This is a genomic window from Bradyrhizobium sp. USDA 4506, assembly GCF_054058795.1.
Window position 1 is genome coordinate 4,206,144 of sequence record NZ_JBSSBM010000002.1, and the last position, 25,936, is coordinate 4,232,079.

Annotated in this window: 25 protein-coding genes and 2 pseudogenes; 6 read left to right on the top strand and 21 right to left on the bottom strand. The window is 61.4% G+C overall.

All coding sequences use genetic code 11. The features are described 5' to 3' along the window. Positions 1-129 precede the first annotated feature (129 nt). Entirely contained in the window at positions 130-1,023 is an 894-nt protein-coding gene (locus ACVIHF_RS22135; protein WP_456792533.1) for a 3'-5' exonuclease, read from the top strand. Positions 1,024-1,090: 67 nt separating this feature from the next. Here ACVIHF_RS22135 and ACVIHF_RS22140 read toward each other — a convergent pair whose 3' ends face one another. The 6 genes and pseudogenes from ACVIHF_RS22140 to trbB form a co-directional block, all read right to left on the bottom strand. Further along, positions 1,091-1,834 (bottom strand): invasion associated locus B family protein, encoded by a 744-nt coding sequence (locus tag ACVIHF_RS22140; protein WP_456792534.1) that lies wholly within the window; start codon positions 1,832-1,834, stop codon positions 1,091-1,093. A gap of 59 nt (positions 1,835-1,893) precedes the next feature. Next, positions 1,894-3,093: a YadA-like family protein gene (locus tag ACVIHF_RS22145; protein WP_456794110.1), complete on the bottom strand. Its 1,200-nt coding sequence runs from the start codon at positions 3,091-3,093 to the stop codon at positions 1,894-1,896. 12 nt (positions 3,094-3,105) lie between these two features. Then, a pseudogene (locus ACVIHF_RS22150) lies at positions 3,106-3,429 on the bottom strand (conjugal transfer protein TrbE); the annotation flags it as partial. A 9-nt stretch (positions 3,430-3,438) separates the two neighbouring features. Further along, a complete protein-coding gene (locus ACVIHF_RS22155) occupies positions 3,439-3,702 on the bottom strand; it encodes a VirB3 family type IV secretion system protein (protein WP_456792536.1) in 264 nt (87 codons plus the stop codon). Next, complete coding sequence (locus tag ACVIHF_RS22160; RefSeq protein ID WP_456780140.1) at positions 3,702-4,028, bottom strand: TrbC/VirB2 family protein; 327 nt, start codon at positions 4,026-4,028, stop codon at positions 3,702-3,704. The genes ACVIHF_RS22155 and ACVIHF_RS22160 overlap by 1 nt, the downstream gene beginning before the upstream one ends. Then, complete coding sequence (gene trbB / locus ACVIHF_RS22165; protein WP_456780139.1) at positions 4,025-5,005, bottom strand: P-type conjugative transfer ATPase TrbB; 981 nt, start codon at positions 5,003-5,005, stop codon at positions 4,025-4,027. Before trbB ends, ACVIHF_RS22160 begins: the two co-directional genes overlap by 4 nt. Positions 5,006-6,123: 1,118 nt before the next feature. Here trbB and bfr point away from each other — a divergent pair. Together bfr and ACVIHF_RS22175 are read left to right on the top strand one after the other, a co-directional pair. Next, the gene (gene bfr, locus ACVIHF_RS22170) at positions 6,124-6,606 is read left to right on the top strand and encodes a bacterioferritin (RefSeq protein WP_456780138.1); all 483 of its coding nucleotides are present in this window, start codon (positions 6,124-6,126) and stop codon (positions 6,604-6,606) included. A 510-nt stretch (positions 6,607-7,116) separates the two neighbouring features. Then, the gene (locus ACVIHF_RS22175; protein ID WP_456780137.1) at positions 7,117-7,920 is read left to right on the top strand and encodes a hypothetical protein; all 804 of its coding nucleotides are present in this window, start codon (positions 7,117-7,119) and stop codon (positions 7,918-7,920) included. A gap of 787 nt (positions 7,921-8,707) precedes the next feature. Here the strand turns inward: ACVIHF_RS22175 and ACVIHF_RS22180 are convergent. Next, positions 8,708-9,004, bottom strand: a complete 297-nt coding sequence (locus ACVIHF_RS22180) for a cytosolic protein (protein WP_069275481.1) — start codon at positions 9,002-9,004, stop codon at positions 8,708-8,710. Positions 9,005-9,418: 414 nt separating this feature from the next. Between ACVIHF_RS22180 and ACVIHF_RS22185 the strand changes: the two genes are divergently transcribed. Beyond that, positions 9,419-9,706, top strand: coding sequence for a hypothetical protein (locus tag ACVIHF_RS22185; protein ID WP_456780135.1), 288 nt, complete (start codon positions 9,419-9,421; stop codon positions 9,704-9,706). A 370-nt stretch (positions 9,707-10,076) separates the two neighbouring features. Here the strand turns inward: ACVIHF_RS22185 and groL are convergent, their stop codons facing one another. The 12 genes from groL to ACVIHF_RS22245 form a co-directional block, all read right to left on the bottom strand. Further along, entirely contained in the window at positions 10,077-11,723 is a 1,647-nt protein-coding gene (gene groL / locus ACVIHF_RS22190; protein ID WP_456792537.1) for a chaperonin GroEL, read from the bottom strand. A gap of 146 nt (positions 11,724-11,869) precedes the next feature. After that, positions 11,870-12,184: a co-chaperone GroES gene (locus ACVIHF_RS22195; protein ID WP_456792538.1), complete on the bottom strand. Its 315-nt coding sequence runs from the start codon at positions 12,182-12,184 to the stop codon at positions 11,870-11,872. A gap of 315 nt (positions 12,185-12,499) precedes the next feature. Continuing rightward, positions 12,500-12,946: a CopG family transcriptional regulator gene (locus tag ACVIHF_RS22200; RefSeq protein ID WP_456780132.1), complete on the bottom strand. Its 447-nt coding sequence runs from the start codon at positions 12,944-12,946 to the stop codon at positions 12,500-12,502. A 5-nt stretch (positions 12,947-12,951) separates the two neighbouring features. After that, entirely contained in the window at positions 12,952-14,937 is a 1,986-nt protein-coding gene (locus ACVIHF_RS22205) for a conjugal transfer protein TraG (protein WP_456780131.1), read from the bottom strand. A gap of 23 nt (positions 14,938-14,960) precedes the next feature. Further along, positions 14,961-16,700: a relaxase/mobilization nuclease domain-containing protein gene (locus ACVIHF_RS22210; protein WP_456780130.1), complete on the bottom strand. Its 1,740-nt coding sequence runs from the start codon at positions 16,698-16,700 to the stop codon at positions 14,961-14,963. Positions 16,701-16,943: 243 nt separating this feature from the next. After that, the gene (locus ACVIHF_RS22215; protein WP_456792540.1) at positions 16,944-17,561 is read right to left on the bottom strand and encodes a lytic transglycosylase domain-containing protein; all 618 of its coding nucleotides are present in this window, start codon (positions 17,559-17,561) and stop codon (positions 16,944-16,946) included. Positions 17,562-17,842: 281 nt separating this feature from the next. After that, complete coding sequence (locus ACVIHF_RS22220; RefSeq protein ID WP_310885774.1) at positions 17,843-18,355, bottom strand: S26 family signal peptidase; 513 nt, start codon at positions 18,353-18,355, stop codon at positions 17,843-17,845. Next, entirely contained in the window at positions 18,352-19,233 is an 882-nt protein-coding gene (locus tag ACVIHF_RS22225) for a DUF2840 domain-containing protein (RefSeq protein ID WP_456792541.1), read from the bottom strand. The genes ACVIHF_RS22220 and ACVIHF_RS22225 overlap by 4 nt, the downstream gene beginning before the upstream one ends. Positions 19,234-19,255: 22 nt before the next feature. Then, complete coding sequence (locus ACVIHF_RS22230) at positions 19,256-19,537, bottom strand: helix-turn-helix transcriptional regulator (protein ID WP_310885773.1); 282 nt, start codon at positions 19,535-19,537, stop codon at positions 19,256-19,258. Positions 19,538-19,671: 134 nt separating this feature from the next. Next, positions 19,672-20,202 carry a DUF2285 domain-containing protein gene (locus ACVIHF_RS22235; protein WP_456792542.1) on the bottom strand — a complete coding sequence of 177 codons (531 nt, stop codon included), beginning with the start codon at positions 20,200-20,202 and terminating at the stop codon, positions 19,672-19,674. Positions 20,203-20,251: 49 nt separating this feature from the next. Then, on the bottom strand, positions 20,252-20,446 hold the full coding sequence (locus ACVIHF_RS22240) for a transcriptional regulator domain-containing protein (RefSeq protein WP_310885772.1): 195 nt from the start codon (positions 20,444-20,446) through the stop codon (positions 20,252-20,254). Positions 20,447-20,611: 165 nt separating this feature from the next. Next, complete coding sequence (locus ACVIHF_RS22245) at positions 20,612-20,884, bottom strand: DUF2285 domain-containing protein (protein WP_310885771.1); 273 nt, start codon at positions 20,882-20,884, stop codon at positions 20,612-20,614. Between the two features lie 186 nt (positions 20,885-21,070). Here ACVIHF_RS22245 and ACVIHF_RS22250 point away from each other — a divergent pair, with 186 nt between their 5' ends. Next, positions 21,071-21,313, top strand: coding sequence for a helix-turn-helix domain-containing protein (locus ACVIHF_RS22250; protein WP_310885770.1), 243 nt, complete (start codon positions 21,071-21,073; stop codon positions 21,311-21,313). 466 nt (positions 21,314-21,779) lie between these two features. Here ACVIHF_RS22250 and ACVIHF_RS22255 read toward each other — a convergent pair whose 3' ends face one another. Further along, positions 21,780-22,091: a DUF736 domain-containing protein gene (locus ACVIHF_RS22255; protein ID WP_225646982.1), complete on the bottom strand. Its 312-nt coding sequence runs from the start codon at positions 22,089-22,091 to the stop codon at positions 21,780-21,782. A 915-nt stretch (positions 22,092-23,006) separates the two neighbouring features. On the opposite strand from ACVIHF_RS22255, the gene ACVIHF_RS22260 reads away from it, so the two are divergent. Further along, positions 23,007-24,557, top strand: a complete 1,551-nt coding sequence (locus ACVIHF_RS22260; RefSeq protein WP_456794111.1) for a Fic family protein — start codon at positions 23,007-23,009, stop codon at positions 24,555-24,557. 430 nt (positions 24,558-24,987) lie between these two features. On the opposite strand, the pseudogene ACVIHF_RS22265 reads toward ACVIHF_RS22260, so the two are convergent. After that, a pseudogene (locus ACVIHF_RS22265) lies at positions 24,988-25,770 on the bottom strand (DUF2493 domain-containing protein); the annotation flags it as partial. Positions 25,771-25,936 lie beyond the last annotated feature (166 nt).

The following is a 25,936-nucleotide window of genomic DNA, read 5'->3' on the forward strand; positions in this document are numbered from 1 at the left end:
AAGTCCTTCCTGCCGCCGGGAATCTCCGCGCACCAATGACCTATCCACAGGGGCTGCGATGCGAGGCCCGATCCGATCGGATAGACTTGCGAGCTATCAAACAAGCTCAATGTTCTCACACGGCCCAATATGACCGTTCAACCGACTCTTGCCGAGATCGCCGGCATGCTGGAGCAGTCACCCGATTACCGGGTGCTGCGGCGGCTCGTTCCCCGCTCCGAATTTGCTCCAAGCGACGGGCAATCGACCAAGATCGCAATCCTGCTCGATGTCGAAACCACCGGACTCGATACGGCCAAAGACGAGATCATCGAGCTCGGGATGGTCAAGTTCACCTATCTTTCCGACGGAAGGATCGGCCGGGTCATCGATACTTTCAGTTGCTTCAATCAGCCGTCGATCGCAATTCCCATCGAGATCACGGCGCTGACCGGTATCACCGACGAGATGGTCAAGGACCACGGCCTCGATGAGGAGCGCATCAACGCCTTCGTCTCCGATGCGGTCGTGGTCATCGCCCACAATGCCGGCTTCGATCGCAAGTTCATGGAGCGCTATGCACCCCTGTTGACGCAGAAGGCCTGGGCCTGCTCGGTGAGCGAGGTCGAATGGCGCGGCCTTGGCTTCGAGGGATCGCGCCTGTCCTATCTCCTGATGAAAGCCGGGCTGTTTCACGAGGCGCACCGGGCGGTCGACGATTGCCTGGCGCTGCTCGAAATCCTCGCCATGACCCTGCCCCAGCTCGATCGCACCGTGCTCTCCGTGCTGCTCGAGCGAGCCCGCCGCAAGACGATCCGGGTCTGGGCTGAGCAGTCGCCGTTCGAGCTCAAGGACGAGCTCAAGCGCCGCGGCTATCGCTGGAGCGACGGCGCCGATGGCCGGCCGCGGTCCTGGTACATTGACGTCGATGAGCCCAATCAGACAGCCGAGATCGAATATCTGCAGAGCACGATCTATCAGAGGGAAGTTGAGGTGCGGATCCAGACACTCACCGCATTCGACCGCTTTTCAGCGAGGGCATAGGGCGCTTTCGAGCGCAAAAAACGCTCCAGCACGAACGTTGACCATGTGGGAGTTATCAGGTGAAGCGTTATCGGATGCCCTTCCAGGGGCCGCCGTCGCCTTGGGTGGCAGCAACGGCTTCGGTCGATGTCCGGCGCGCAACGCGCTTCGCTGCTGGAGGGCGTGCCGGGGTGGCAGGAGCCACCGACTGCGAAAGATCCGTCAGTGCCAACATTAGGCCCCGCAAGCTCGCCATCATCGTGATGGGTTTGCCAACTCGCTCGAACACGATCGTGGCGCGGTCCTCACGCCCCAGCAACGAGATCAAAGCAGCGTCCGCAGGAAACGTTGCGGCACATAGCGCCTGGTCACAGATCAGCGGCTTGACGACGCGCGTGAAGCCGCCAAAGGAGACCGTGACACCGACCTCCACGCTGCTGTCGCGTGGCAGCATGATCAGCGCCATTGATCGTCCATCCTTGGTGAGCGCGATACGCCAGTTCAATCGCGCGGCATCACCGTGCGAGATCGTTTCCAGATAGCAGATGCGCCGGGCGTTGCGGATCTCATCGCAAACCTGGGTCCAATCGAAGAAAGGCCTGATCGTGCGGGTGTAGTCGCCCGCCGCGGCCGGTTTTCCTGGCGCGAAGACGCTCGCCCACTCGAATCCAAGCGAAGTTGCCTTTGTCGGCTCGGATACAATGCTGGCAGGGGCCGCTCCAGTCTGGCTCGAAGGCCGGGGTGCAGGGTCGGACGCGATCGCCGCCGACAAGCCGGCCAAGGCCAATGGCAAGAGCCAAGCAGCAACACGAGGCAAGCGTGATCTGGGCATGGCTTGTTTCCGGATTGATGGCGGCGGATTCGAGCGACAATGGTGCTGCGCCGAGGAGGTCAGAATCTGACGCCGATTGAGCCGGAAGCTCCAACGTCGCCCGTGTCCGGCGTGTAGGACACACTTGCCTTGAGGCGCACCGCATCACTCGCGCGGTAGGCAAGACCTCCCGCCAATGAGACTGAGTCCCGGAAAGCGCCGACCGCGATTGCTACGGAGCGGTCGCCTTTGGCCTCATCCGAGAACGCAAGTCCCGCCGCTGCCATCGCTGCCGAACCAGCCGCTCGCGCGCGCCGGTCCACCGCGGCCACCTTTCGATCTGTATACATCCGGTCTTCAATGCCCAGCGCGGCGAGACCATCATTCAGTTGCTTCAGGTTGGTCGCATCGTTCGCCGCAGTACCCGCGGCCACATTGTGCAGTGCTACAGCGCCGGGAGAGCCGCCCTGCAAAGTTACCGAATTCAGGCGATGACCGTCTGCTGCGACGTCATATCGGATGCTGTTCACAGACGCAGCATTCAAGGCAGAGGCGACGTCATGATAGGTGCTCCCGAGGATCGTATACGAGGGCTGCGACACGGTTCCGTCGGAATTGACGTGCGAGCCCCCGCCAAGCCAGGTCGCGACCGAATCGGCTGACCGGTACAGCTGCTGCCCCGTGAGCGCATCAGACGATTGCGCTGAGACAATGCCATTTGTGATGCCCGTCAAGGTCCGACGGCCGTCGCTGCCGGTCAGATCGACGAGCTTGCCACCCGTCTTGGCAGCTATGGTCACGGCCGCTGTTGGGTCCCTCTGCCGGACCAGCCCGACCGCGCCGCTTCCGATGTCGTTGATCATGGAGGAGCTCATCGTGGCAATCTGCTGCTCGATCGCTTCGAGCGCGCCGCCGACATTGGTGGAGGGCATTCCGTTCACGAGTGTCGAAAAGTGAGTAACCTGTCCGGTCGTGGGGTCAAAGATGGCCCCTCCTCCGAAGGTCGAAGCTGTCGATCTGCCGAGATTATCATTATTGGACGTGACAATGTCCTTCGGACTTGGAGGTTGGATCACCGGCTGCGGCGTCGACACCGGCGGCGGGGCCGGGATCGATTGTGCAGTCGCGGGTGGGGCCGGCACCGGCACCGGCTTCTGTTCGGCGCAGTCCAGTTCGCCGCCCATCGCCTTCCACTGCTGCCTGAGCTGGTCTGTGCAGCCGCCGGGCGGCCGAAATTTCTGCACTGCCGGTGTTACCACGCCGTGTTGGACCTGCGCCATTGCCGGTGCAGAAAACTGTGCCCGGCGCTCGGCATCGACCAATGCGGATGCCACATCCGGAAAGGAGCATGAGGGATAGGCTCCGGCCGAATGGCGCTGCGCCTCGACGAAGACGGCCCAGCCCGAGCCCAGGCGGCGCAAGGCGTTGTTGAGGCGGCCGGCGATAGCCACGAGTTCAGCGGGTACGGCGCTTTCGAGATCCGGCCCGCGGAATCCGGCGGTCCGCTGGAACGAGCCGTCCTTGTTCAGGATGACGCTCTCGCCGACCAGAGCTGCCCAGGGCAGGAAATCGGCAAGACGGGTGCTGGACCGGCGATACTCGGAAAGATTCATCATGGAGCGAGCTCAAACGCAAAGATGTCCGGGAACACGAAGGTGGCGGCGCACGACCTCAACGAAGGCCGGATCGCGTTTGGCGGCCCAGACCGCTGCCATGTGGCCGATGAGCCAGAGGAGAAGGCCGGCAATCCAGAGCCGCAGGCCAAGCCCAACTGCGACGGCAAGCGTTCCATTCACGATCGCAACCGACCGCGGTGCACCGCCCATCAGGATCGGTTCGGTCAGCGAGCGATGCACGGGCGCGACAAAGCCTGCGACGAGTTGATCCATCAGACCACCACCCCGCCGCCGAAGGAGAAGAACGAGAGGAAGAAGCTCGATGCCGCAAAGGCGATCGACAGCCCGAATACGATCTGGATCATCCTGCGAAAACCGCCGGACGTATCGCCAAAAGCAAGCGTCAGCCCCGTGACGATGATGATGATCACGGCGATGATCTTCGCGACCGGTCCCTCCACCGATTGCAGGATCTGATTAAGCGGCTGCTCCCAGGGCATGTTCGAGCCGGCTGCCCAGGCTGGCGCAGTCGCGAACAGGACCGTTGCCGTTACAGCCACCGGGAGCGCACGCGGTGGAAGCGAGATTCGAAAGCTCATATGAGATCTCCTGCTGGTGAGAGGCTGTAGTCGCCGGTTGCTCCGAGCCCGTCGACGCGCGCGAGCTCGGCGAGGCGACGCTCGGCGCCGCGGCCGGAAAGCACGGCAATGATGTTGATGGTCTCGGCAATCAGGGCGCGCGGTACCGTGATGACAGCTTCCTGGATCAGCTGCTCCAGTCGCCGCAGCGCGCCGAGCGCGGTACCGGCGTGAATGGTGCCAATGCCGCCGGGGTGACCAGTGCCCCAGGCCTTGAGTAGGTCGAGCGCTTCGGCGCCGCGGACCTCGCCGATCGGAATGCGATCCGGCCGCAAGCGGAGCGACGACCGCACGAGATCCGAGAGCGAGACCACCCCGTCCCTGGTGCGCAGCGCAACCAGGTTCGGCGCCTTGCACTGCAGTTCCCGAGTATCCTCGATCAGCACCACGCGATCGCTGGTCTTGGCGACTTCCGCAAGAAGCGCATTGGTGAGCGTCGTTTTGCCCGTTGAGGTTCCGCCCGCGACCAGGATGTTCCTCCGCGCGGCCACCGCCCGCCGCAGTGCTTCCGCCTGGTCTGAGGTCATGATGCGCGAGGCCGCATAGTCATCGAGTGTAAATACGGCGACTGCAGGTTTGCGAATTGCGAAGGCGGGCGCAGCCACGACAGGCGGCAACAGACCTTCAAACCGTTCTCCAGTTTCAGGCAATTCTGCAGAAATACGCGGAGATGCGGCGTGGACCTCGCTGCCGACATGATGCGCCACCAGGCGAATGATGCGCTCGCCATCGGCGGCCGAGAGCTGCTCGCCGGTTTCCGACAGTCCGCCCGCCAGCCGGTCGATCCACAGCCGGCCATCCGGGTTCAACATCACCTCGACGACCGCAATGTCGTCGAGATAGCGCGCGATCGCGGGTCCCAGCGCGCTGCGGAGCATGCGTGCGCCGCGCGAAACCGCCTCCGACTGAAAGGACTGGAATGTCACTGCCGCACCCATCTATCGAGGGCGGATCAGACCGCGCCCTCAGATGGGGATGGATAGAAGAGCCACCACTCCCTTCGTGCAACAAGGCGCTCACGACGATCGTAGCGTAGCGTGGAAAAAGAAAACTCTGCGGAGACCATGAGCTCGATCGGAGACGGGACCATGCACTCCAACCCAAGGGGCGGAAGCATTGGCGCGGAGCCACAACCTGATCGACGCAGGTCGGGCGATCGCGGCAGCCTGCAACCGCGTTGCGCACCACCGGATACCCGCCAACATTGTCGGCGCCGAAGCAAGCTCTTGCCCCTGAACTCCCGCAGGCGTCATCGCGAGGATCATGCGTGCGCCGCGTCGACGTATAGAGAGAGAGACACACACAAATGACCAAGTCTACGATAGTTCGCCTCGGTCAGGTAATTGCCCGGCAAAGGCTGCGACGACGCGCCCCGTATTGAAGCGGGAAAGAGCTGGCAAGCCGAAGACTTCAGCGGACGCAAGGCCCGCACATAGCCCAAGCCAGGGGCACGGGGCGATCGCCGGTGTCCGCAGTCGGGGCCGCCATCTGTGGAGCCTGACCATTAACAGCAGAACCCGCCTGACGTGCGCCAGCCGGGGCTATTAGGCCTGAGCAGCACATCAGGCGGGACCACCACGCTCGGAACGTGGGGGATGCCAAGGGAGCGAGACTACTTGCTTGCGAAAGCGGCCGGTTGATCAAATAAGGGTGCTTACCGATCAAATCAGGACCAAACTGGCTCCGGTCGCCGCGCCTGGCGCTACGTCGGCGATTGGTCGATATTGGGTGCTCGAGTGACGCCGTTTGCGCTCCAGGCAGTTTTCTACGTCAAGCAGACGGTGGTGACACAGCTCGCGTCGAGCCGTCGGTGGCGTCATAGCCAGCCCACGGAGGAGAGTTGCGCAAGCGCGCCCTTGTTATCGGTGTTCAGCTTCACATTGGATCATGCATAGTAGCGAACCGCGGCGGGACTCCACCGACGGCGAACGCTAGGTGCCCCAAACTGCTCGAACCGCAAGCACAGACGCGCTAAACTCTCCATCGTCCTGGTCAGGCATTAAGTTTCAGCCGCCCACACCACCATGCGGTTCGACACCCGCGAAAGGAGCTGAGCATGAAGGGCGACAAGACGGCTATCGAATACCTCAATAGAGCGCTGCGTCACGAGCTCACTGCGGTGAACCAGTACTGGCTACATTACCGCCTGCTCGACAATTGGGGCTACAAGGTGCTGGCGAAGACGTGGCGCAAGGAATCAATTGAAGAGATGCAACATGCCGACAGGCTCATCGAACGCATCATCTTCCTCGATGGATCTCCCAATATGCAGACGCTGGAATCCCTTCATATCGGGAAGAGCGTGAAGGCCGTGCTCGATAGCGACTTGCAAGCCGAGTTGTCGGCGCACTCCCTTTACGCTGAAGCCGCCACCCATTGCCATCAGGTCAAAGACTACGTGACACGAGATCTGTTTGAGGAACTCATGCACGATGAGGAAGAGCACATCGACTTTCTCGAAACCCAGATCGACCTCGTTGCGAGGATCGGCCTCGAGCTATATGCCCAGCGTCGTATGGGAGAACTCGACAAGGACTGAGGTGCTAACGACGCCCCCCCCCAAACGGTCTGCTTCTCGAGCTAGACCGGAAATAACAAGCCGCTTGCCCTGCGGCGCTTTTGACCCATAGCGGCGCTATGTCAATTTTCTTTTGTAGCTTGCTGACAGCGACCGTCTTGTTTCTGAGGGGGCGGTCAGGCGCCATTTGGCCTGCGCTGGAAGAGCAATCTCTCAGCTTCGCCAGCGCTTCGGTGACCGTCCGGCCAAGTTGTGTAATCGCTTAGTCAGTGAGGATCGATGTCACGCTTCCGAGCCGATCGACGCTGACATTCAAGTCGGTCCGCGCGCGCTCGCTCAGTTGGAGCCGCTTGGTTTGCCGACAGCTACGGTCCAGAGCACCCCTCCATCGAACTTATTCGGTCGTATGCCTGACCGTATTTTCCCGGTGAAGTCGATGATGTTGACTGGGGTTCACTTCATTGGTCACCTTGACCTCCTCGGAGTCGACCGATGAAATGAACGAACGTTGCCCGGACGGGAGTCTGAGTAGTGGGATCGCCGGTAGATCAAAGCGCGAAGACGCCGAGACGGCTGGCACTCGGCCTATTGTTGCTGTTTGCGTTCACGATTCTTGGCTTCAGCGGGCTGTACTTTGTGGGCGATTTGTCGAGATATCAGGAAGCCATCTCAAAAAGTGACGCCTATGTTGTCATGCGCGACGTGAGCAATCCTGAACAATTGGATCAAGCTCTAAAGCGACATCCCTCGAACGTGATTCTGAAAATGATCGCACTGGCAAGTCTGGATGCGATCGAGATGAATGCTGCCGCTCGAAGGCTGTTAACCGGCGCCGAGCAAAAGGAAATCCCGAAAGCAATCGATCCAGCTTCCAGCCGCAGTGATCTAGACGCAATTCTTCGCGATCTGAAGGCCGCCGAGGGTCGTATCGCTACCTTTGAGCCCCGCTATACCGCTCTGGTAAAATCCGAGCGCGGCAAACTGGAAGACGAGGCCCGCTCACTCCTTGTTGGAAACGACACAATTCGCAGATTCATGAGCATGATCGATACGCAGCACACCGAAACAATTGCCGTAGCGGCCGAATTGTCGGCCGCATACGCCGAATATTACAAGACCTATGACAAGTGTGTAACGCTCCTGCTGAGGGAATTTGGGATCTACAAAGTGAAAGACGGTCAGTTCGTGTTCCCGTTTCAAATGACTGCAGACAACTACAATCGTGCAGCGGCGGCAATGATCGCTGCTGCAAAACGCATTGCCGAGCTGGACGATGAACTGACCGCCCTGAGGCCCCTCCAGTTGAACAGATGGAAGGCCTTCGTTGAACAATAATTGAGAGGAAGTAGTGGTGCTGTTGCATCGATCAGTAGGATCTACCGACCCAATATCCGTCCCTTTTTTCAGAGCTAGGCCGTTCGACTGCTTTGTGGGTTGAACGCTTCCAGAGTGTTTAAGCGTCCGAGGGATCCGTTCTAAGGGTATGACGGCCGCCCAGGCTGCTTTAACCCTCGTCCCGGTTCGAACTTCGTAGCGCCGATCCATTTTGAGGAGGCATTTGCGAAGTTCGAAAATGCGCCGACGAGGTTATCGAATGAGGGGCTCACTCTGCCGCGGTGCATGAGTCCGGAATTGCCCCAACTCGGACCTGCAGTGCGGTCCTCGATTGCGTCGCTATCAGGGTCACAGCGAACCTCATAAGCGCCCCCAACTGCGGGTGGATGAGCAAACGCGCTGACCGCTGCTGTCGACGACCAGGGATACCTCCCAGCCGTCCTTCGCCGCCTTAACGGAATGGCTTGCGCGGTGGATTTGACGTCCCGGATTTGCGAGTAGTCGGTCGATTGAAACTTCGCCACAAGCTCCTGCGTGATGTCTCTTCAGCGGTCGACACGCTCCGATCCGAAAAAAATGGCCCTCGGGCAACTGACGGAACATTGCGTTGGTAGCTACAAATCGTTCAACCCTAATGAAGTTCGTGGAGGAGCAACGGAGTCCCTTCCGAATGCGCCAGCCCGCAGGCGGTGAACCAGCCATTTGGCGGCAGAGACGCGCCGACCGCCGTCGAGTGGCCGAGCCATCCCCGGGCTACTTTCGGATCAGGCATGGAGACAAGGCCGGGTCACCGCTGTTCTTGAAGAATCGGTACTCCGAGTTCATCGAAACGAAAGAGCTGAAACGCCCGCTGACCGTTGAAGTCGAGCACTCTCAAATCATCGGTCTCGTGAAGATCGCTCTCGACGGCTTGGAAATGCCCGCCGTAGCGCTCCCTGGCGAGCGGCACGGGAACCTCAAATGCGACGAACTTGCCAATTCCCTTGTGCTTGAGCTTCTCGAGAAGCTCCTGATCGTGTACGGACTCGTGCGACGTGAGAATGAGCAGAGGACCGCTCGCCGTTAGCAGCAAAAGCGCTTTCATCGGACCCTCCTTCGCGGTTGGACTGATTTCATGGATGTCCAGTCCGGATATTCCCAGTATAAGCCGGTTCACCGCTCATAACGATTCCACAGTGGACGTGATCTGCACTGTTTGGACCGTCCTGGGTCCTGAGATGCTCGGTCGCATCGAGGCCGGTGACGCGCGGCCGCCCAGGGCTCGCTATTCCGCCATTCCCTGCCCGCTGGCGCTGACGAGCGATCGAATGATTACGTTCGCTTCAGAGATGGCCGAATACCAACTCCGCACCGCCTCCGAGGTTGTCTAACTGAACTCGTCGGGAAGTGGCATGCCTGGAATGACGCGATTGGACCATCGCGGAAGCAGGCCCTAGTCCAGCAGCGGCCCTATATGCTTTGATGCGCAGGACCGGAATTGAGATGCAAGGGTGGCCAGATGTATATGTTCGTTAGAAAGTACACCAAGGTTCGTTCGGTTGCGGATGCTGCCCGCCGCGCCAAGAGTGGCATCGGCCAGATCCTGAAGGATTCGCCCGGATTTAAATCTTATTATGTATTGGATGGGGGCCAAGGCGTTGGTGTCGCTGTGATGATATTCGAGGACCGCGAAAGCGCCAATGCGGCGAACGAAAAGGTCCTGCAGTTTGTTCAAGCAAGCATGCATGACCTTCATCTTGGCGCCCCCGAAATTATCGCAGGGGAAGTCTTGGTGAACATAGAATGATGCGTAGTTGATCGCAAGCGCCGCTGATCCGCAACGTGAGCGAGCATGGCGTCGAGAAGCTGCTGTGACGTTCGGCAAGAAGACGTTTCAATGTCACTGCACATGTATGGCCGGGATATCAATTACACGGGCCGCTCAGAGTTCGATGTGGAGCGCAGGCGCGCGAAGCCATTCGTGCTCAAGGTCGCTGTCGACGAGCACGCGCGGACTTAGTCTTTTTCGTCAGGCGAGAGCGTCGGTACGTCCGCTCGGGCCAGACCAGAAGTGGTTCGCCCAGCGACCGGCACGATTCGTGTCCGACATATAACCAGTACAGAAAAGCCGGGCGGCGATGCCGGGCCTCTCTTTCTTTGAAGGCTGAACTTTGGACCTAGAAGTCCACACCACCCATGCCGCCCATGCCACCACCCCCTGGCATGCCGCCGGGTGCGTTCTTCTTCGGCAGCTCGGCGACCATGGCTTCCGTGGTGATTAGGAGCGCGGCAACCGAGGCAGCGTTCTGGATCGCGGTGCGCACGACCTTGGTCGGGTCGATGATGCCCTTCTTGACGAGGTCGGCATAGTCGCCGGTCTGGCCGTCGAAGCCGTAATTGTAGGTCTTGTTCTCCAGGATCTTGCCGACGATGACGGAGCCGTCCTCGCCGGCGTTGACCGCGATCTGGCGAGCCGGAGCCGACAGCGCCTTGCGCACGATCTCGACGCCGGTCTTCTGGTCGTCGTTCTTGGTGCGCAGGCCCTTCAGGTGCTCGGAGGCACGGAGCAGGGCGACGCCGCCGCCCGGGAGGATGCCTTCCTCGACAGCCGCGCGGGTCGCGTGCATCGCGTCATCAACGCGATCCTTGCGCTCCTTCACCTCGACCTCGGTCGCGCCGCCGACGCGGATCACCGCGACGCCGCCTGCGAGCTTGGCGAGACGCTCCTGCAGCTTCTCACGGTCGTAGTCCGAGGTGGTCTCCTCGATCTGCGCCTTGATCTGGGCAACGCGGGCGTCGATGTCGGCCTTCTTGCCGGCGCCGCTGACAATCGTGGTGTTTTCCTTGTCGATCATCACCTTCTTGGCGCGGCCGAGCATCTGCAGCGTGACGTTCTCGAGCTTGATGCCGAGGTCTTCCGAGATGGCCTGGCCGCCGGTCAGGATCGCGATGTCCTGCAGCATGGCCTTGCGGCGATCGCCGAAGCCCGGAGCCTTGACGGCCGCGACCTTCAGGCCGCCACGCAGGCGGTTGACGACGAGGGTGGCGAGGGCTTCGCCTTCGACGTCCTCGGCGACGATGACCAGCGGCTTGCCGCTCTGTACCACGGCCTCGAGCAGCGGCAGCAGCTCGTTCAGCGAGGAGAGCTTCTTCTCGTTGATCAGGATATAGGCATCGTCCAACTCGGCACGCATCTTGTCGGCGTTGGTGACGAAGTAGGGCGAGATGTAGCCGCGGTCGAACTGCATGCCCTCGACGACGTCGAGCTCGGTCTCGAGCGACTTGGCTTCCTCGACCGTGATCACGCCCTCGTTTCCGACCTTCTTCATGGCGTCGGCGAGGAACTTGCCGATCTCGGCATCGCCGTTGGCCGAAATGGTGCCGACCTGGGCGATCTCCTCGTTCGAGGTGACCTTCTTCGAGTTCTTCTGAAGGTCGGCGACCACGGCTTCCACCGCCATGTCGATACCGCGCTTCAAATCCATCGGGTTCATGCCGGCGGCGACCGACTTGGCGCCTTCCTTCACGATCGCGGCCGCGAGCACGGTCGCGGTGGTGGTGCCGTCACCGGCCGCGTCAGCGGACTTGGAGGCGACTTCGCGCACCATCTGCGCGCCCATGTTCTCGAACTTGTCCTCGAGCTCGATCTCCTTGGCGACAGCGACGCCGTCCTTGGTGATGCGGGGAGCGCCGAACGACTTCTCGAGCACCACGTTGCGGCCCTTCGGACCGAGGGTGACCTTCACCGCGTTGGCGAGGATATCGACGCCGCGCAGCATCCGGTCGCGGGCATCGACGCCGAATTTGAGTTCTTTGGCTGACATGTCTGTCTCCCCTGAGTTGATCTCTGCTCCTCGTCCTGAAGTGCTTGCTCTTGAAGCGGGCGTCTCGAAGAACGAGACAGTTGGCTCTTGGCCTCATCTTTCGAGACGCCGGCAGCGCCTGCTCCTCAAGAGAGCGGGCGTACGGCTTAAGCGGCCTTTTTGCTGGCGGAGGTGCCAGTGAGAACACCCATGATGTCGCTCTCCTTCATGATCAACAGCTCCTTGCCGTCGATCTTGACTTCGGTGCCCGACCATTTGCCGAACAGCACGCGGTCGCCGACCTGAAGGTCAATCGGGATCAGCTTGCCGCTCTCGTCGCGGCCGCCCGGGCCGACGGCGATCACTTCGCCCTGCGAGGGCTTTTCCTTGGCCGAGTCGGGAACGATGACGCCACCAGCAGTCTTCTCTTCAGCTTCGATGCGCTTGACCACGACGCCGTCGTGAAGCGGACGGAATTTCATGCGATCCTCCCTGGCCTTGTGCGCAATCTCGGGATTCGCACCCACAATGAGCAAGTGCTAATCGCAGCTCACTTATACCTGTGACAGTTGGGCGCAAGAGCGTCCGCCTGCGATATTTGGCTGCAAATTGGGTCTCTCGAAGGAGAATGCCCGCGGCGATCGCTGGCGGGCGAAGCAATAGGCCGCCAGCAGTGTCTGTGTCCGATCTGGGCCGTCGCGACTTATTGCACCGCCACACGACTTCGGTGCGGACGGGACTAAACACCTAGGCGGACACGCCATCGTCGCGCACCCCACAAATTCACAGGTACAGACCTAGGAGCGTGGCTGGCCCGAATGATCGTCGCCACCGAGGTCGTCCGCGATCTCCTGCAGGAGCTTCGGTCCCCTGGCGAGCCTGCGGCCAAGTGCGGTGACGAAGGAATCGTAGCGTTCACCTCCCTTGGCGCGCGCGGCTTGCGCGGCCGGCTCCGGCAATGCCGGGGTCGTGGTCAACCAGAACCGGACGAACACGGCAAGCGTCTCGACCGCGATGCCGACGTCGCGCTCAAGCCGGATCATGCGGCGATCGAGCTGGTCGAGGCGCTTCGCGATCACCGCCTCCCGTCGTTCGGCCGCATCCGGGGACAGAAAGGAGGCGATCGCGGCCTCAGCGATCAGCGATTGAGGTTGGTCTCGGCGCGCGGCATAGTCCGTCAGCGCCGTCATAACGGCCGGGTCGAGGTAGACCGAAATCTGGATCTTCTTCTTGCGGACGGTCATGGCGGTCACAGCTCCATGCCATCGCCGGAGTCCAGCGAGACCTGCCGCGCTACGCCTCGCATGATCCGCGTTATGCGGCTGTTGCGGACGGCCTCATCGTCCGCATCATCGACGGGATCGGCTTCGAACTCGTTCTCGATCGGCGCCCTCCTCTCGACCAGCGTCACGCGGCTGAGCTCGGGCTGCTGGCGGCGTTCGGATCCGGTCGGATCGTCATCTTCGGTCGCGGTCATCGGGCCGGCATTGCCGATTTCCGCTTTCGGCGGCACTGGCCGGCCCGTCCAATCATTCGGCCGCCCCTGGTTGGGAACAGTGAGTGCCGGCACCGGCAGAATGCGCTGCAGGAGGCGCGCGTCGTCGTAATAGCGCGCCTTCTTCGCCCGGATCGGCCGAGCGCCCGCAACCATGACGATCTCGTCCGTCGGTGGCAGTTGCATGACTTCGCCTGGGGTGAGCAGCGGCCGGGCCGTTTCCTGCCGGGAGACCATCAAATGACCAAGCCACGGGTTCAATCGGTGGCCGGCATAGTTCTTCATGGCGCGCATTTCGGTCGCGGTACCCAAGGCATCGGAGACACGCCTGGCGGTGCGCTCGTCGTTGGTGGCGAAGCTGACGCGGACATGGCAGTTGTCGAGGATCGAATTGTTCGGGCCGTACGCCTTCTCGATCTGGTTCAGCGATTGGGCAATCAGAAAGCCCTTCAGTCCATATCCTGCCATGAACGCCAGCGCCGACTCGAAGAAATCCAGCCGCCCCAACGCGGGAAACTCATCGAGCATCAGGAGCAGCCGGTGGCGCTTTGCCTTGGCCTGCAGGTCCTCCGTGAGACGCCGGCCGATCTGGTTGAGGATCAGACGGATCAGCGGCTTGGTCCGGTTGATGTCGGAGGGCGGCACGACGAGGTAGAGGGTCGCCGGTTGCTGGTCGCCCACGATGTCGGTGATGCGCCAATCGCAGCGCCGGGTCACCGCGGCGACGATGGGATCGCGGTAGAGCCCGAGGAACGACATGGCGGTCGACAGCACGCCCGACCGTTCGTTGTCGGACTTGTTGAGCAGCTCGCGCGCTGCGCTAGCGATGACGGGATGTGGTCCGGCTTCGCCGAGATGCGCGGTCTTCATCATCGCGACAAGCGTCGATTCGATCGACCGCTTCGGATTAGAGAGGAACGCGGCGACGCCCGCCAGCGTCTTGTCCTCTTCGGCATAGAGGACATGGAGGATGGCGCCGACCAGCAGCGCGTGACTGGTCTTCTCCCAATGGTTCCGCTTCTCCAGACTCCCCTCGGGATCGACCAGGATGTCGGCGATGTTCTGGACGTCGCGCACCTCCCATACGCCGCGGCGAACCTCGAGCAGCGGATTGTAGGCCGCTGACTTCGGATTGGTCGGGTCGAACAATAGAACCCGCCCATGTTTCGCGCGGAAGCCGGCGGTCAGCTGCCAGTTCTCGCCCTTGATATCGTGAACGATCGCCGAGCCCGGCCAGGTCAGGAGCGAGGGCACGACCAGGCCAACGCCCTTGCCCGAGCGGGTCGGGGCAAAGCACAGCACATGCTCCGGACCGTCATGACGGAGATAGTCACGCTCATAGCGGCCGAGCACGACCCCGTCGTCGCCAAGGAGCCCGGCCGCGTTGACCTCTCCCGTCTCGGCCCAGCGGGCCGAGCCGTAGGTCTCGACATTCTTCGCCTCGCGCGCCCGCCAGACCGACATGCCGATCGCGGCCACGATCGAGATGAATCCGCCCGAGGCCGCGATGAACGCGCCGCGCACGAAGATGTCGGGCGCATAGGCGTCGTAGAAGAACCACCACCAGAAAAACGCCGGCGGATAATAGATCGGCCAGCCAATGACGCTGAACCATGGGGTGCCCAACTGCCCCTGAAATCCGAGCTGCCAGGCGACATATTCCGTCGCACCCCAGGTCGTCAGAAGCACGATCGCGAGCACGGTCAGGATCTGTCCCCAGAGGATGGTGGTCGCGGACATGGCGTTAGTCCTTTCTGCGCGATCTACAGTCCAAGTCCCCGCTTTCGGCCAAAGCTCCAGTCGATGCCACCGTCGTTGCGTATAGTTCCGGTGACGTGGCGGCCGAGCTGTTTCTCGAGCGAGGGCGTCCAGGGCACGAGCTGGAAGCCGAGTCCGTCGTCGATCATGGCGAAGCGACCGGAGGCGAGCGTGAAGCGCTGGCGGTAGCTGCCGGCGACATGGTCGCCGCTGCCGGCTTGATGGAATGGCTGGCCGGTTCGGGACGCGAGCCTATCGCCCAAGGCCTCCAGCTCCCGGCAACGCAAGGTGTCGATCAGGTTGCGCGAGAAGATGATGCGCTGGCCCCGCCGCTCGGCATAACCGCGTTCGAGCAAATGCTCGGCACGCCGCTCCATGGCCTGCCGCACCTCGGCGCCGAAGGCGCCATCCGAAAGCGCGGCCGGCGTGCGAGCGACCGCCTGCCGGTCGAGCCAGGTCGCCCCCGATGCCGAGACCTGCGCAGCAAGGTTGAGATCCGACCGTACGGCGAGCGCCAAGCGGCGACGTCCTTGCGGGTCGTCGAACTTGCGCAGCTCGACGATCGCGCCCGGCGCGCCGTCGCCGGCGGCGTCGAGATCGGGCAACCTCAAGTGATGGGTTCGCCCGTCCACGCCGTCGACCACGGCATAGGCCGTGCCCTTCAGCTCGTCGTCGAGGCCGCGATCGACCAGCCGGCCGATGATCGGCGCATCGAGGCTCTCAGCCGCGAGCACATAACTCGCCGCGCCGCGCTCAATGCCGCGTTCGGTCAATGCCCGGTGCATGCGCCTGATGATGTCATCGCGCTCCTCCAAATCGCGTAGCGTGGTCTCCGCCTGGTCGCGGATCACCCACTGGCCTGGCCCGACCTGATCGGCGAGGCCAAGGGATTCGAGCTTGCGCAAGCGACCGACCTTCAAGGCGTGATATTCGTCCGGCTGCCGGCCCCGATGGCGCGCGAGATCGATGACGCCGGTGGACCAACCATCGCGCACAAGCTGACGATCCAGCTGGGTCCAGCGTTCGGCTTCAAGCTGGCGCTCGAGGTTGCGACGGATGTCGAGCTCGGTGCGCGGACCAAGTTCCTGGGTGACCAGATCCTGCGCGCGGGCACGCATTCCCTCCTTGATGTAGTCGCGCGAGATCACGAGGTCCTGGCCATCGTCACCCCGGCCGCGGAGGATGACGTGAACGTGGGGATTGTCGGTGTTCCAGTGATCGACACCGACCCAATCGAGCTTCGTGCTGAGATCCGTCGCCATCTGGCCCATCAGCTCGCAGGCGAAGGATTTAAGGTCCGTCATTTCCACCGCGTCCTCGGGCGACACGATGAAACGGAAGTGATGACGGTCGCCCTCGCACCGCGTGGCGAAGGCACGGCCATCAGCGTCCTCGGTCTGCGGTCCGAACAGGCGCGCCCTGTCCCCATCGCGGGTCACACCCTCACGACGGAGATAATTGAGGTGCGCGGCGAGCGGCGCGGCGCGCGCCGTGTGACGGACGACGCGGGTCTTGATCACGGCGAGGCGCGAGCGCCCCGTCAGCAGGTGGTTGGCCTGCACGCTGGCGATCCGGCCGCGTCCAAAGCGCGACCGGCTGGCCGGGATGATCCGGCCCGACCGGGATACCTGCCCGCCGGCCTTCTGTGCCGCCGCGATCGCCTGCGCAATGAAGGGCCGCGCCCGCTGCGAAGCGGATGAGCGGATGCGGCCGGGCCGGATGCGAAACTCCCGATCATCGGCCATCGCCGACCTCGGAAATGTGCGAAAGATCGTAGAACGTCTGTGACTTGCGTGTGGGGTGCACATTGCAGCAAGCGCGAGCACCCTGCGCCGAAAGGAGGAAACTCCAAACAGTACAACCGACCGTCCGAAGCGCACATTGCGCCCTTTTATCTCGCCCTCGCTCAGTTGTACTTGCGCACCGCTCTCCTGCCTCCGCCGACTCCCCTCTGGCACACGCCAGCGCTCGCCAGTTCACACAGGTGCTCATCGCATGTCTCCGGCATCCGATTTCGTGATGAACAGGCCGATCCCACTGGGAACGATCGATGACAGGGAATGAACGCCCGACGAAGCGAGAATGCCGTTCTCGACGCGCCTGGCCTTCTGCCGATCTGCAGTGCTGTTGCGTTCCCATCGAGCGACGAAGACCGGCGCATCGGCACATGAGAATTGGCCGATGGACTGACTGGAAGCGTACTCAACTCCCAACAAGCTCGCGAGATGGGCGACATAGGCTTGCGTCTCGGCAGCCAGCGGTTCGCCGGTCAGATGCCTTTCGTAGCGTGTTGGTCCGGCGTTGTAGGCTGCGAACGCACCGGGCGCGCCGTAGCGGTCCCGTAGTTCAGCCAGATACGCCGTGCCGGCCAGGATATTGTCGCGTGCATCGTAGGGATCGTTGCCGAGGTCGTACCGCTGGCGAAGCACCGCCCAAGTCTGCGGCATGATTTGCATCAGCCCCATTGCGCCCTTCTTCGAAGTGGCGCGCACGTCGCCAGCGCTCTCCAGCCGGATGACTGACCTGATCCAGCGCGCAGGCACGACGAATCTTTGCGAAGCCTGTGCAATGAAGGGAGCAAATGCGTTGTCGCCATGATCGTTCACTGACGGGAGCGCCGATTGCTCCGCGGCGAGAGCGACACAGCTCCAAACCGTCAGGGCGAAAAGCAGCGTTCCGACAGGCCGAAAACACGCTCCCCACAGACGGAAGCACGCCGTCGTGCTCGCGCCCGTCCAGGGTGAAGCTGCTTCGCGCCGGCCGTTGGGCCGCCCTGGACCGCCGCTGCGCGCAACAACAACTGCGCGATCCTTGGTCGGGACGGAGCAACGGCCCGGCAACTGATCGAACAGAGGAATGGCAGATCGGAAGCACCAGCAAGGCACGGTCACTCCTCCCACGTCCACACGGGGAGCGCACGGCCGATGACAGCCGACGCAGGCAGAAATCCGAAGTATCGGCCATCCAGAGAGTCGCTTGACTGCCAGTTCATGAGAAAGAGCTCACCGTCGCCGACCACGGCGCATCCTTCCCACTTCGGCAGCGGTCGTCCGCGTCCGTCGCGATCCCTCGCCTCGCCCACCGCAATCTCGTCGACAGAAATTGCGAGCCCGCTTCTGCAGACCGTCTGCCCTGGAAGCGCCAGCACCCGCTTGAGCATCGGGACGCCTGCGGGCAGATACCCATTCAGATCGAGAAAGCTCGCAAGCAGCTCGGGCGGCCGAACCGCGACCAGTTCCGTGATGAAGAACTGGTCCGTTGGTTGCAAACGATAGAGGCCAACCGGCACGCTGGTCGATGCATTCCAGATGTAGAGCGGATTTGGCCCCAGAGCGACCGGAGCAACAAGTGTGGCGACACCGCAAACCATCGCGATCAGCGCCTTTGAGCTGGGCGTCATCGCACAAACCTCTGCCGATGCAGCCAGGCCCGATGGCGCCCTTTCGTGTACGCGCGTGGCGTCTCGTTGACAGAGAGGCGATTATGAACGTGATGCCAATGGTCGGGGGCGGCATCCGCCGGATCGATCCCAAGTCCCTCGACAAAGTCGATCAGTTGCAGCACGCGCTCGACCTTGGGCCAGCCCGACAACCGCAGCAAACTCTCGCCGCCTGGCTTGACATAGGGGACCGTCGAGCAGCGCTCGCCTGGAGCGACCGCGCGCAGGATGTCTATGCGCGAAATGACTGTTCCGAAGTCGTTGGATGTCCAGCGAACGAGGGCGAAGATGCTGCCCGGAGCAAATGATAGCACGCGGCGGTGTCGGTCGATCATCCTGTCTTCGACGGCGCGACCGAACCGAATCCGATTTTCGATACGCTTTTCGAGCCAAAAGACTTCGACTTGGGTGAGATCGCTCATGCCCGCGCTCCGTGATTCACAAACCGGGTTTCTGATCGGAAACCTGTCGAGACCAGCCTTCAGCCGGTCATAGTCTCCCGCACCGGTTCCGCGACCGACAAACGTCAGGCTCTCGTAAGGCGTTGCAGCGATCAGGCGTGAGGTCTTCAAGCCTGCGTCGCGTCCTTCGACGATTTGGGAAGCCGCCCAGATCAGGACGTCCGCATCCCGGATGGTCGCCATGCCGTGTTCCGGCACGGCCTCGTCGCGAATGGAGATTGCGCCCGCGCGGAAATCGATTGGCACGATGCGCTTTGTTTTGGCGAGCGAGAACAACGGATAAGCCATCAGATCCTGCGCGTCGCGTGACGCGAGATCGCCGGGCTGCGCCCGAAAGAGCTCAAGCTGGTCGCGCTCGGAGCGATGTGTGCGCCGCATTGTCACTGTCCTCGCGCTGACGTCAGCGACGTTCCTGGCCCGCATACGGGCGCAGCGTCGGGTGCTTCTTGGCCGGCGGTACAGTCCCTTTGCCCGGATCAGACGTCGACGTTTTGGCGCCGAGGTCGGCCCAGGCTTTCAGGTCGTCCAACGCATAGACGACGCGTCCGCCAATCTTCCGATACATTGGCCCGGTACCGAAAGTGCGGTGCTTTTCCAGCGTGCGACCGGAGAGGCCAAGGTAACGTGCGGCCTCCGGTGTACGCAGGAAGCGCGGCGGCAGGCCGGCCATTGGATCGGGCATTTGAGAACTCCAGGGTGACAGCACGGAGCCGATTTCGGCGCCGGCGTGTGTGCGGTCATCATGGAGAAGCGCGATGTCGGAGGGGGATGCCGAAGATTGAGGGGGCGATTTTCGATACCCCCGGGCGGGTTGTGCTATTTGCCTGTGCGCCCGCGTCGCAGAATTTGGCGATAACCGCCGCGCACCAGTGCGAGGCCGGTTTGTACCAGGCGAACGGTCCGGTTGCGCAGATCGTGCGTTTTCCAGGCGCGGTCTGGGATACGCTTCCTGCCGAACAATGCTTCTGCGATCGTGCGATACGTGCCGCCGTCCCCACGCGCATCGAGCGCGCGAAGAGCTGCGCTCAACCGTTCGCGTCGCTGTTTGGATAACTCGTGAAAGGCAGGACCTGGCGCACGCCCGCTCATGGTTCGCCACAGCCGTCGCGCAGCGTACGCCCGCGCGTCGAAGTCGCCGTCGAACGACAACTCGACCACGTAGTGGGCAGCTACGGTTGGCGCTTCTCTTGACCAGATGCGGTGTTCCACCGCGCCGATGCGCAGCACGGTGTGCCAACCGTCAGCGGCTCGGCGGATCTGGCCAGCGGCGAGCCCAAGCAACGGCTGAGACGTCGCGTCACTGCCGACGGGCAACGCGGTCACTGCGACCGGTACGACGGCCGGCAAAACCTCGGGCGCCCAAAAGACTGTCTGTTCCTTGAAGGACCTCAGCGGGTCATGGGCGAAAGCAGATGCCCCATTTCCTCCTGAACTCGGGTGTCACCTCGCCATCCGGGCTGTTGGCGATCATCGCTTCGTACTCGCGTCTATAATTCACATTGCGACGAAGACATTCCCAGGCGATGTCGGTGATCTCTGCATCCTGAAGACTCTTGTAGGATTCCGGCGACCGCCATTCGAACTCAGGCATTGCTTCCACCCGCATGCACGCAGCTAACAAGGATTGCGGTGCAATAATCGTGAACGGGCGAGTTGTAGGAAGTCCCTAGTTTGGCACCATGTGGTGCTTCGGGATGACCACGCGCCGGCTGGAGAAGCTGATTGCTGAATACGAGTTCTAGTTGACGAATTTCTTCTAATTAGAGCCCGAGCCGCGCAAGATACGTCCCTGCTCGGTCATCCACTTAGCGCGTGCTAGATGACTCTGATATGTGGTGCGCGCGCGGGCGGGCTCACGCTCAGGATCGATATGCAGGACTATTCGAGCCACTTCCTGCCAGTCCGCCCCTTCGCCTTCGGCTTGCAGAAGGCGAATGTACGTAACGACGTGCCGCACATCGTAAGGTGTCGGCGCTGGCTCGGTCGGAGCCAAGTCAGCCACATCAGGATCGAGCGGCGGTGAATGCATAACCCTTCCAAAAGCCTGCACGGTGGCCCCTAATATGCGCGGGTCAAGTCTCGTTGAAAACCACACTGTAGCCGCATTCAACAAACCCGGAACAGAGTGCCCGGCGCGGATAGCTCAACTGTGCCATCCGCTTTTGTAGAGAATACTCCGTGGTGAAATACTCTGCAAGGCGATGCCCTCTCGGGCATGAACATTCGCGAGGTATTGGCGCTGAATTTGCGAAAACTCCGGCAGGCAAAGAGTCTGTCGCAAGAGGAGCTTGCGCATCGCGCGGATATTGACAGAACCTACATCTCCGCTCTCGAACGAAGCGTTTATGCGGCTAGTATCGATGTTGTCGATAATTTGGCCCAGGTGTTGGGCGTCGAGGCAGCGGATCTCCTTAAGCGCCCTTTGCCGTCAACAGACAAGAAGAGGGGCCGTAGTTGAGAATCGCCTGTACCGCGAACCGAGCCGGAGGCCCGGCGAGCACCGGACGCGGATACGCGCGCGCCGCCGATCCGGCAAGCTGGATCGGCGGCGGCGCACCAGGCCCGGCTAGAAAGGCCGCGCAACTGAATGCGAAGTTCGTGCGATTTCGCGGCAACTGCTTTCACGAACTTCGCATTCATAAAGCACACTAGAATCATAAGTTTGCTAGTGTCCTTATCGAATCCGAAGTTCGCTCCGAAGGTGCGGCAAATGATGCGAACTTCGGATTCGGGACACTAGATAGCACGCTGCATCTAGCGCTTTGCCTTGCGTTCCAGTTCAAGGCGTGCCCCTGATGAGCCTTGCCGCGAGCAAACGCGGAAATGCCCTTCAAAAGGAAAATGCTATTTTGCTTCTTTCCAAAGCGGTGCAAGAAGAGCAAAAGCCCCGCCTCCGAAGAGGCGGGGCCGATGATCGCCAGCGATCAGTCGCCGTTGCGGCGGGACCAGATCAGGGTGAAGCCCTCGTCGCCTTCGACCTTCACCAGCGAGGCGTAGATCGGGGCCGGAAAGCTCGGATCGTCGAGCTTGACCGAGAGGTATTCGCGATCGCTGTCGCGGGCGGTCTTCTTCCACGCGGCACCGAACTCGGTCACACCGGCAAAGATGCGGTAGTCGGGCGCCTTGTCATTATCCTTCTCGGATGCGGCGAACCGTGCCTTGATGTTCAGCGTCAGCGTCTTGATGAAGCCGACGTAGCCGTTGTCCGAAGCGGTGAAGGTGCCGATAGTAGCCATAGTACTCTCCGTTGGTTGCTCGGGCCGCGCCCATCGCGGCCTCGATGGCGATCCCTGGCCCGGGGAGCGATCGGCCCGCAGCCGTCAGGCCCGCAGCGCCAGCGGAGGACGGCGACAAGCCTGCTTTTTTGTCTCCCGCGAGGAATGCCGCCCACTTCGCGGCAGGGGAAAAAAGCAGGCGTAGCCGTTGCGGGAAGGCGATCGAGGCCTTGGCCGTCCCTCGGGCCTGATCAGCCCATTCGAGGTTGCGTTGGACGCGCGCCATGAACGAACTGACGAAGACAACCATGGCGGCCGACACCGACACAGCACAAGGACTCAGGCTGGAGATCGGACATATGCTGACGGTGACGCATTAACGGCAAGGAAGGCGCACCTGGGAAAACGCCAGCGAACCCAATCGCATCCGCAGCGTACGGGATCGAAGGCAAAGGCGGAGTTGGTCGCCAGAAAGCGATCTCGATGTTCGCAGTCATCACACGAACAAGGCATCCGACCTCAATGCTGCTGATTGACCAGCGCGACACTGCATTCCCTTGGCCTGCCGCGTACCTATGCGGAGCTTCGCGGGGTTGTCGCCGGGTCGCAGTGACGGTGCCGCAAGGGCCGCGGGCGACAGCGCCGTCGTGGGAACGTGTCGTTCGCATGTTCTTTCGATCTGGCCGTCTTCAAACTCCAGGGGAGTAGCTGCTCTGGAGATGACGCCTTCGAAAGAGCAGCGCACCTGCGGCACGCTCGGCATCGCCGGCCAATGGCCTATTCCAGCAGGGACTGGATCGCCAGATTGGCATGCGGAGTAGCCAGTGAATAATTTTCACAAAAGTAATAATTTTTGAGCATTTTTCATGGGATGCTCAGACTCTGATGATTTTGGAGCTTTCCGCGAAGAAAATTCAGGAATCGGGAGTATTTTTCATGAACTCTAGCACAAATGCACGATTTTCAGGGAAAGTGAGCGTTTTTCATGACCGGCGGCTCCCCGAGACAGCGGTTCCGGTCGGCTATGCCGCCCTGATCGACGCCTATGATCTGCCCGTCCCGGTTCCCCGGACGCTTTCGGCGATCGGCACCAAGCATCGCATTATTGAAAAGGACCACTGGCACATCTATACGCCGCGTCACGCGCCCGAGGCCTCGCTTGAGGGGCATCTAACCTTTGCGCTCAAATACGAGGGCTTGGATCTCGCCCTCCTGAAGCGGCTTTTCCTCGCCGTCAAGGACGAAGACGTCGCCGAAATTGTGCGGCAGAAGCCTACAGGGGTCTACACGCGCCGTATCTGGTTCTTGTACGAATGGCTGCTCGGCCATGAGCTGAGGTTGCCTGCCGCAGACAAGGTCTCGTATGTGGATGCTGTCGACACCGACATCCAGTTCGCAGGTGCGCCGCAGAATTCGGCCCGGCATCGCGTCCGCAACAACCTTCCCGGCACGCCGGAATTTTGTCCGCTCGTCTTCAAGACATCTGCGCTGAACGAATTCATCGCGCAGGACTGGAAAGATCGCGCGCGCGCCGTCGTGAGCCAAGTGCCAAAGGATCTCCTCGCCCGCACGGCCGCCTTCCTTCTGCTGAAGGACTCGAAGTCCAGCTACGTGATAGAAGGCGAAAGGCCGCCACAGGATCGAATCCAGCGATGGGGCCGCGCTATTGGCGAAGCTGGTCGCGCACCGCTCGACGAGCAGGAGTTTCATCGCCTGCAGCGCCTCCTGATCGGGGACGAGCGTTTCGTCAAGCTCGGCTTCCGCAAGGATGGCGGCTTCGTCGGCGAGCACGACCGCGACACGCAACGCCCCATTCCGGACCATATCAGCGCGCGGCATGAAGACATCGCATCGCTCATGGCCGGATTGATCGCTTTCGACCACAGCGCCGAGAATGACCTCGATGCCGTTATCGCGGCGGCCGTGCTCGCATTCGGGTTCATCTATATCCACCCATTTGAGGACGGCAACGGGCGCATTCATCGCTATCTGATGCATCATGTTCTCGCACGTCGGGGGTTCAACCCGGCGGGCGTGCATTTTCCTGTGTCCTCGGCCATCCTCGATCGGATCGCCGAGTACAAGAGCGTACTTGGGAGCTATTCGGGCAGGCTGCTTTCCTGCATCCAGTGGAAGGCAACGCCAAGGGGCAACGTCAGGGTTCTCAACGATACGGCAGATTTCTACCGATTCTTCGATGCGACACCGCACGCGGAGTTTCTGTACGCCTGCGTGCGTCAGACGATTGAGCGGGATCTTCCGAACGAAACCAACTTCCTTGTCAGCTTCGATATGTTCCGCGCCGGCATCGAGAACATGATCGACATGCCGGAGCGGACGCTGAACAATCTATTTGGCTTCCTCAGACAAAATCAGGGCAAGCTGTCGAAGCGCGCAAGAGAGGATGAATTCGCTGCGCTTACGGAGGACGAGGTCTCAAAGATAGAACAACTATATGCAGATTCGTTCGGCCAAACCGGAGAGTAACTGATGGCACATCAGATTAGATTCGGAGGCGCGGCTTGCGAAGAATATCTCTATCCAGCTCGACATCTCGATCCGAGCGACTCTCGATCTGGGGCTGGCAAAGGAAGACACTCGTCCACCGAGTCGAGGCGGGTATCTCATGGAGTCAATCATAACTGCAGCGAAGAATGAGAGGGTCACGAGACCAAAGGTCAGCCAGAAAAGCACTGAGCCCAATAACCTTAAGGATAAATCCAAGGGCCAGCATGGTGGTGGTCTCGCACTCAAAGATGACCGATTATGCCTTCCACCATCACGGCGCATTTCGACACATAGATCCAAACGCGAGACAAGAACCATTTCGCATGGAGTTCGCTTCGATGAGCGGGCTACCGACCTCTCGCGTTGCTTGCGCGAACCTATTTTCGGCTAGAGTCGAGTAAGACGGCGCTCACGCGCCGTCCTTGTCGAATTTCCAGACCGGAATCCCGAGTTTCTTCGCCTTGTCGGCGAGGTTATCCTGTATGCCGGTCCCCGGAAAGCACATGATTCCCATCGGCATGACTGCCAGCATGGCGTCGTTGCGTTTGAATGGTGCAGCCTTGGCATGCTTCGTCCAGTCCGGTTTGAAGGTGATCTGCGACACCCTGCGATTGCTGGCCCATTTTGCAGCGATCAATTCAGCACCCTTCGGCGAGCCGCCGTGAAGCAGCACCATGTCGGGATACTTCGCGTGGACCTTGTCGAGCCGGCCCCAGACGAGCGAAACGTCGTTGAAATCGAGTCCGCCGGTAAGGGCGATCTTGGGCCCCGATGGCAGCATCGCCTGGGTTTCTGCGCGATGCTTGGCGGCTAGGAAGTCGCGGCTGTCGATCATCGCGGCAGTGGGCGTGCGATGGCTGACCAGTGATCCGGCGCGAGGACGCCAGGGCGAGCCAGTGTGAAGCTCAAATTGCTCAGTAGCCAGGTCGCGGAACAGCTCCATGGCGTTGCGGCGTTCGACCAGTGAAATGCCGTCGGCGGTCAGCCTTTCGAGCTCAACGGATCGCACTTCCGAGCCGTTCTGCTCGCGTTGGCTCCTCTGCTGCGCCTGCTCATTGTCGTCGAGCCCGTGCTCGATACGGCCCACCGCGCGATGTAAGAGATTGACGGTCGACCAGAGCAGGCCTTCCAGATCGGGCTCAAGTCGGGTGTCGCCTAAAGTTGCCACGAAGGCGTCGAAGATTACCGCACCAATTGTTGATGGCTCTTTTCCTCGCAGCCCTCTCGTGCTCCGGGAGAGCATCCATGTGACTGGAGGACAGCATGCCAGAAGGCCACAAGGTAGCGGCGAATTTGACTTTGGATATCCGGTTTCGTGCTTTCCGAGGCGTTGCACGAATAAGGATCCTCATCCAGGG

Coding starts and splice junctions, on each gene's coding strand:
- ACVIHF_RS22205 (WP_456780131.1), bottom strand. CDS start 14,937: ATGTCCGCGACCACCATCCTCTGGGGACAGATCCTGACCGTGCTCGCG.
- ACVIHF_RS22240 (WP_310885772.1), bottom strand. CDS start 20,446: ATGCCTGAGTTCGAATGGCGGTCGCCGGAATCCTACAAGAGTCTTCAG.
- ACVIHF_RS22255 (WP_225646982.1), bottom strand. CDS start 22,091: ATGGCTACTATCGGCACCTTCACCGCTTCGGACAACGGCTACGTCGGC.
- ACVIHF_RS22260 (WP_456794111.1), top strand. CDS start 23,007: ATGAACTCTAGCACAAATGCACGATTTTCAGGGAAAGTGAGCGTTTTT.
- groL (WP_456792537.1), bottom strand. CDS start 11,723: ATGTCAGCCAAAGAACTCAAATTCGGCGTCGATGCCCGCGACCGGATG.
- ACVIHF_RS22195 (WP_456792538.1), bottom strand. CDS start 12,184: ATGAAATTCCGTCCGCTTCACGACGGCGTCGTGGTCAAGCGCATCGAA.
- ACVIHF_RS22180 (WP_069275481.1), bottom strand. CDS start 9,004: ATGAAAGCGCTTTTGCTGCTAACGGCGAGCGGTCCTCTGCTCATTCTC.
- ACVIHF_RS22220 (WP_310885774.1), bottom strand. CDS start 18,355: ATGACGCCCAGCTCAAAGGCGCTGATCGCGATGGTTTGCGGTGTCGCC.
- ACVIHF_RS22155 (WP_456792536.1), bottom strand. CDS start 3,702: ATGGATCAACTCGTCGCAGGCTTTGTCGCGCCCGTGCATCGCTCGCTG.
- ACVIHF_RS22245 (WP_310885771.1), bottom strand. CDS start 20,884: ATGCATTCACCGCCGCTCGATCCTGATGTGGCTGACTTGGCTCCGACC.
- ACVIHF_RS22160 (WP_456780140.1), bottom strand. CDS start 4,028: ATGAGCTTTCGAATCTCGCTTCCACCGCGTGCGCTCCCGGTGGCTGTA.
- ACVIHF_RS22200 (WP_456780132.1), bottom strand. CDS start 12,946: ATGACCGTCCGCAAGAAGAAGATCCAGATTTCGGTCTACCTCGACCCG.
- ACVIHF_RS22250 (WP_310885770.1), top strand. CDS start 21,071: ATGAACATTCGCGAGGTATTGGCGCTGAATTTGCGAAAACTCCGGCAG.
- ACVIHF_RS22140 (WP_456792534.1), bottom strand. CDS start 1,834: ATGCCCAGATCACGCTTGCCTCGTGTTGCTGCTTGGCTCTTGCCATTG.
- ACVIHF_RS22185 (WP_456780135.1), top strand. CDS start 9,419: ATGTATATGTTCGTTAGAAAGTACACCAAGGTTCGTTCGGTTGCGGAT.
- trbB (WP_456780139.1), bottom strand. CDS start 5,005: ATGGGTGCGGCAGTGACATTCCAGTCCTTTCAGTCGGAGGCGGTTTCG.
- ACVIHF_RS22135 (WP_456792533.1), top strand. CDS start 130: ATGACCGTTCAACCGACTCTTGCCGAGATCGCCGGCATGCTGGAGCAG.
- ACVIHF_RS22145 (WP_456794110.1), bottom strand. CDS start 3,093: ATGGCGCAGGTCCAACACGGCGTGGTAACACCGGCAGTGCAGAAATTT.
- ACVIHF_RS22230 (WP_310885773.1), bottom strand. CDS start 19,537: ATGCCCGATCCAATGGCCGGCCTGCCGCCGCGCTTCCTGCGTACACCG.
- ACVIHF_RS22225 (WP_456792541.1), bottom strand. CDS start 19,233: ATGCGGCGCACACATCGCTCCGAGCGCGACCAGCTTGAGCTCTTTCGG.
- ACVIHF_RS22210 (WP_456780130.1), bottom strand. CDS start 16,700: ATGGCCGATGATCGGGAGTTTCGCATCCGGCCCGGCCGCATCCGCTCA.
- bfr (WP_456780138.1), top strand. CDS start 6,124: ATGAAGGGCGACAAGACGGCTATCGAATACCTCAATAGAGCGCTGCGT.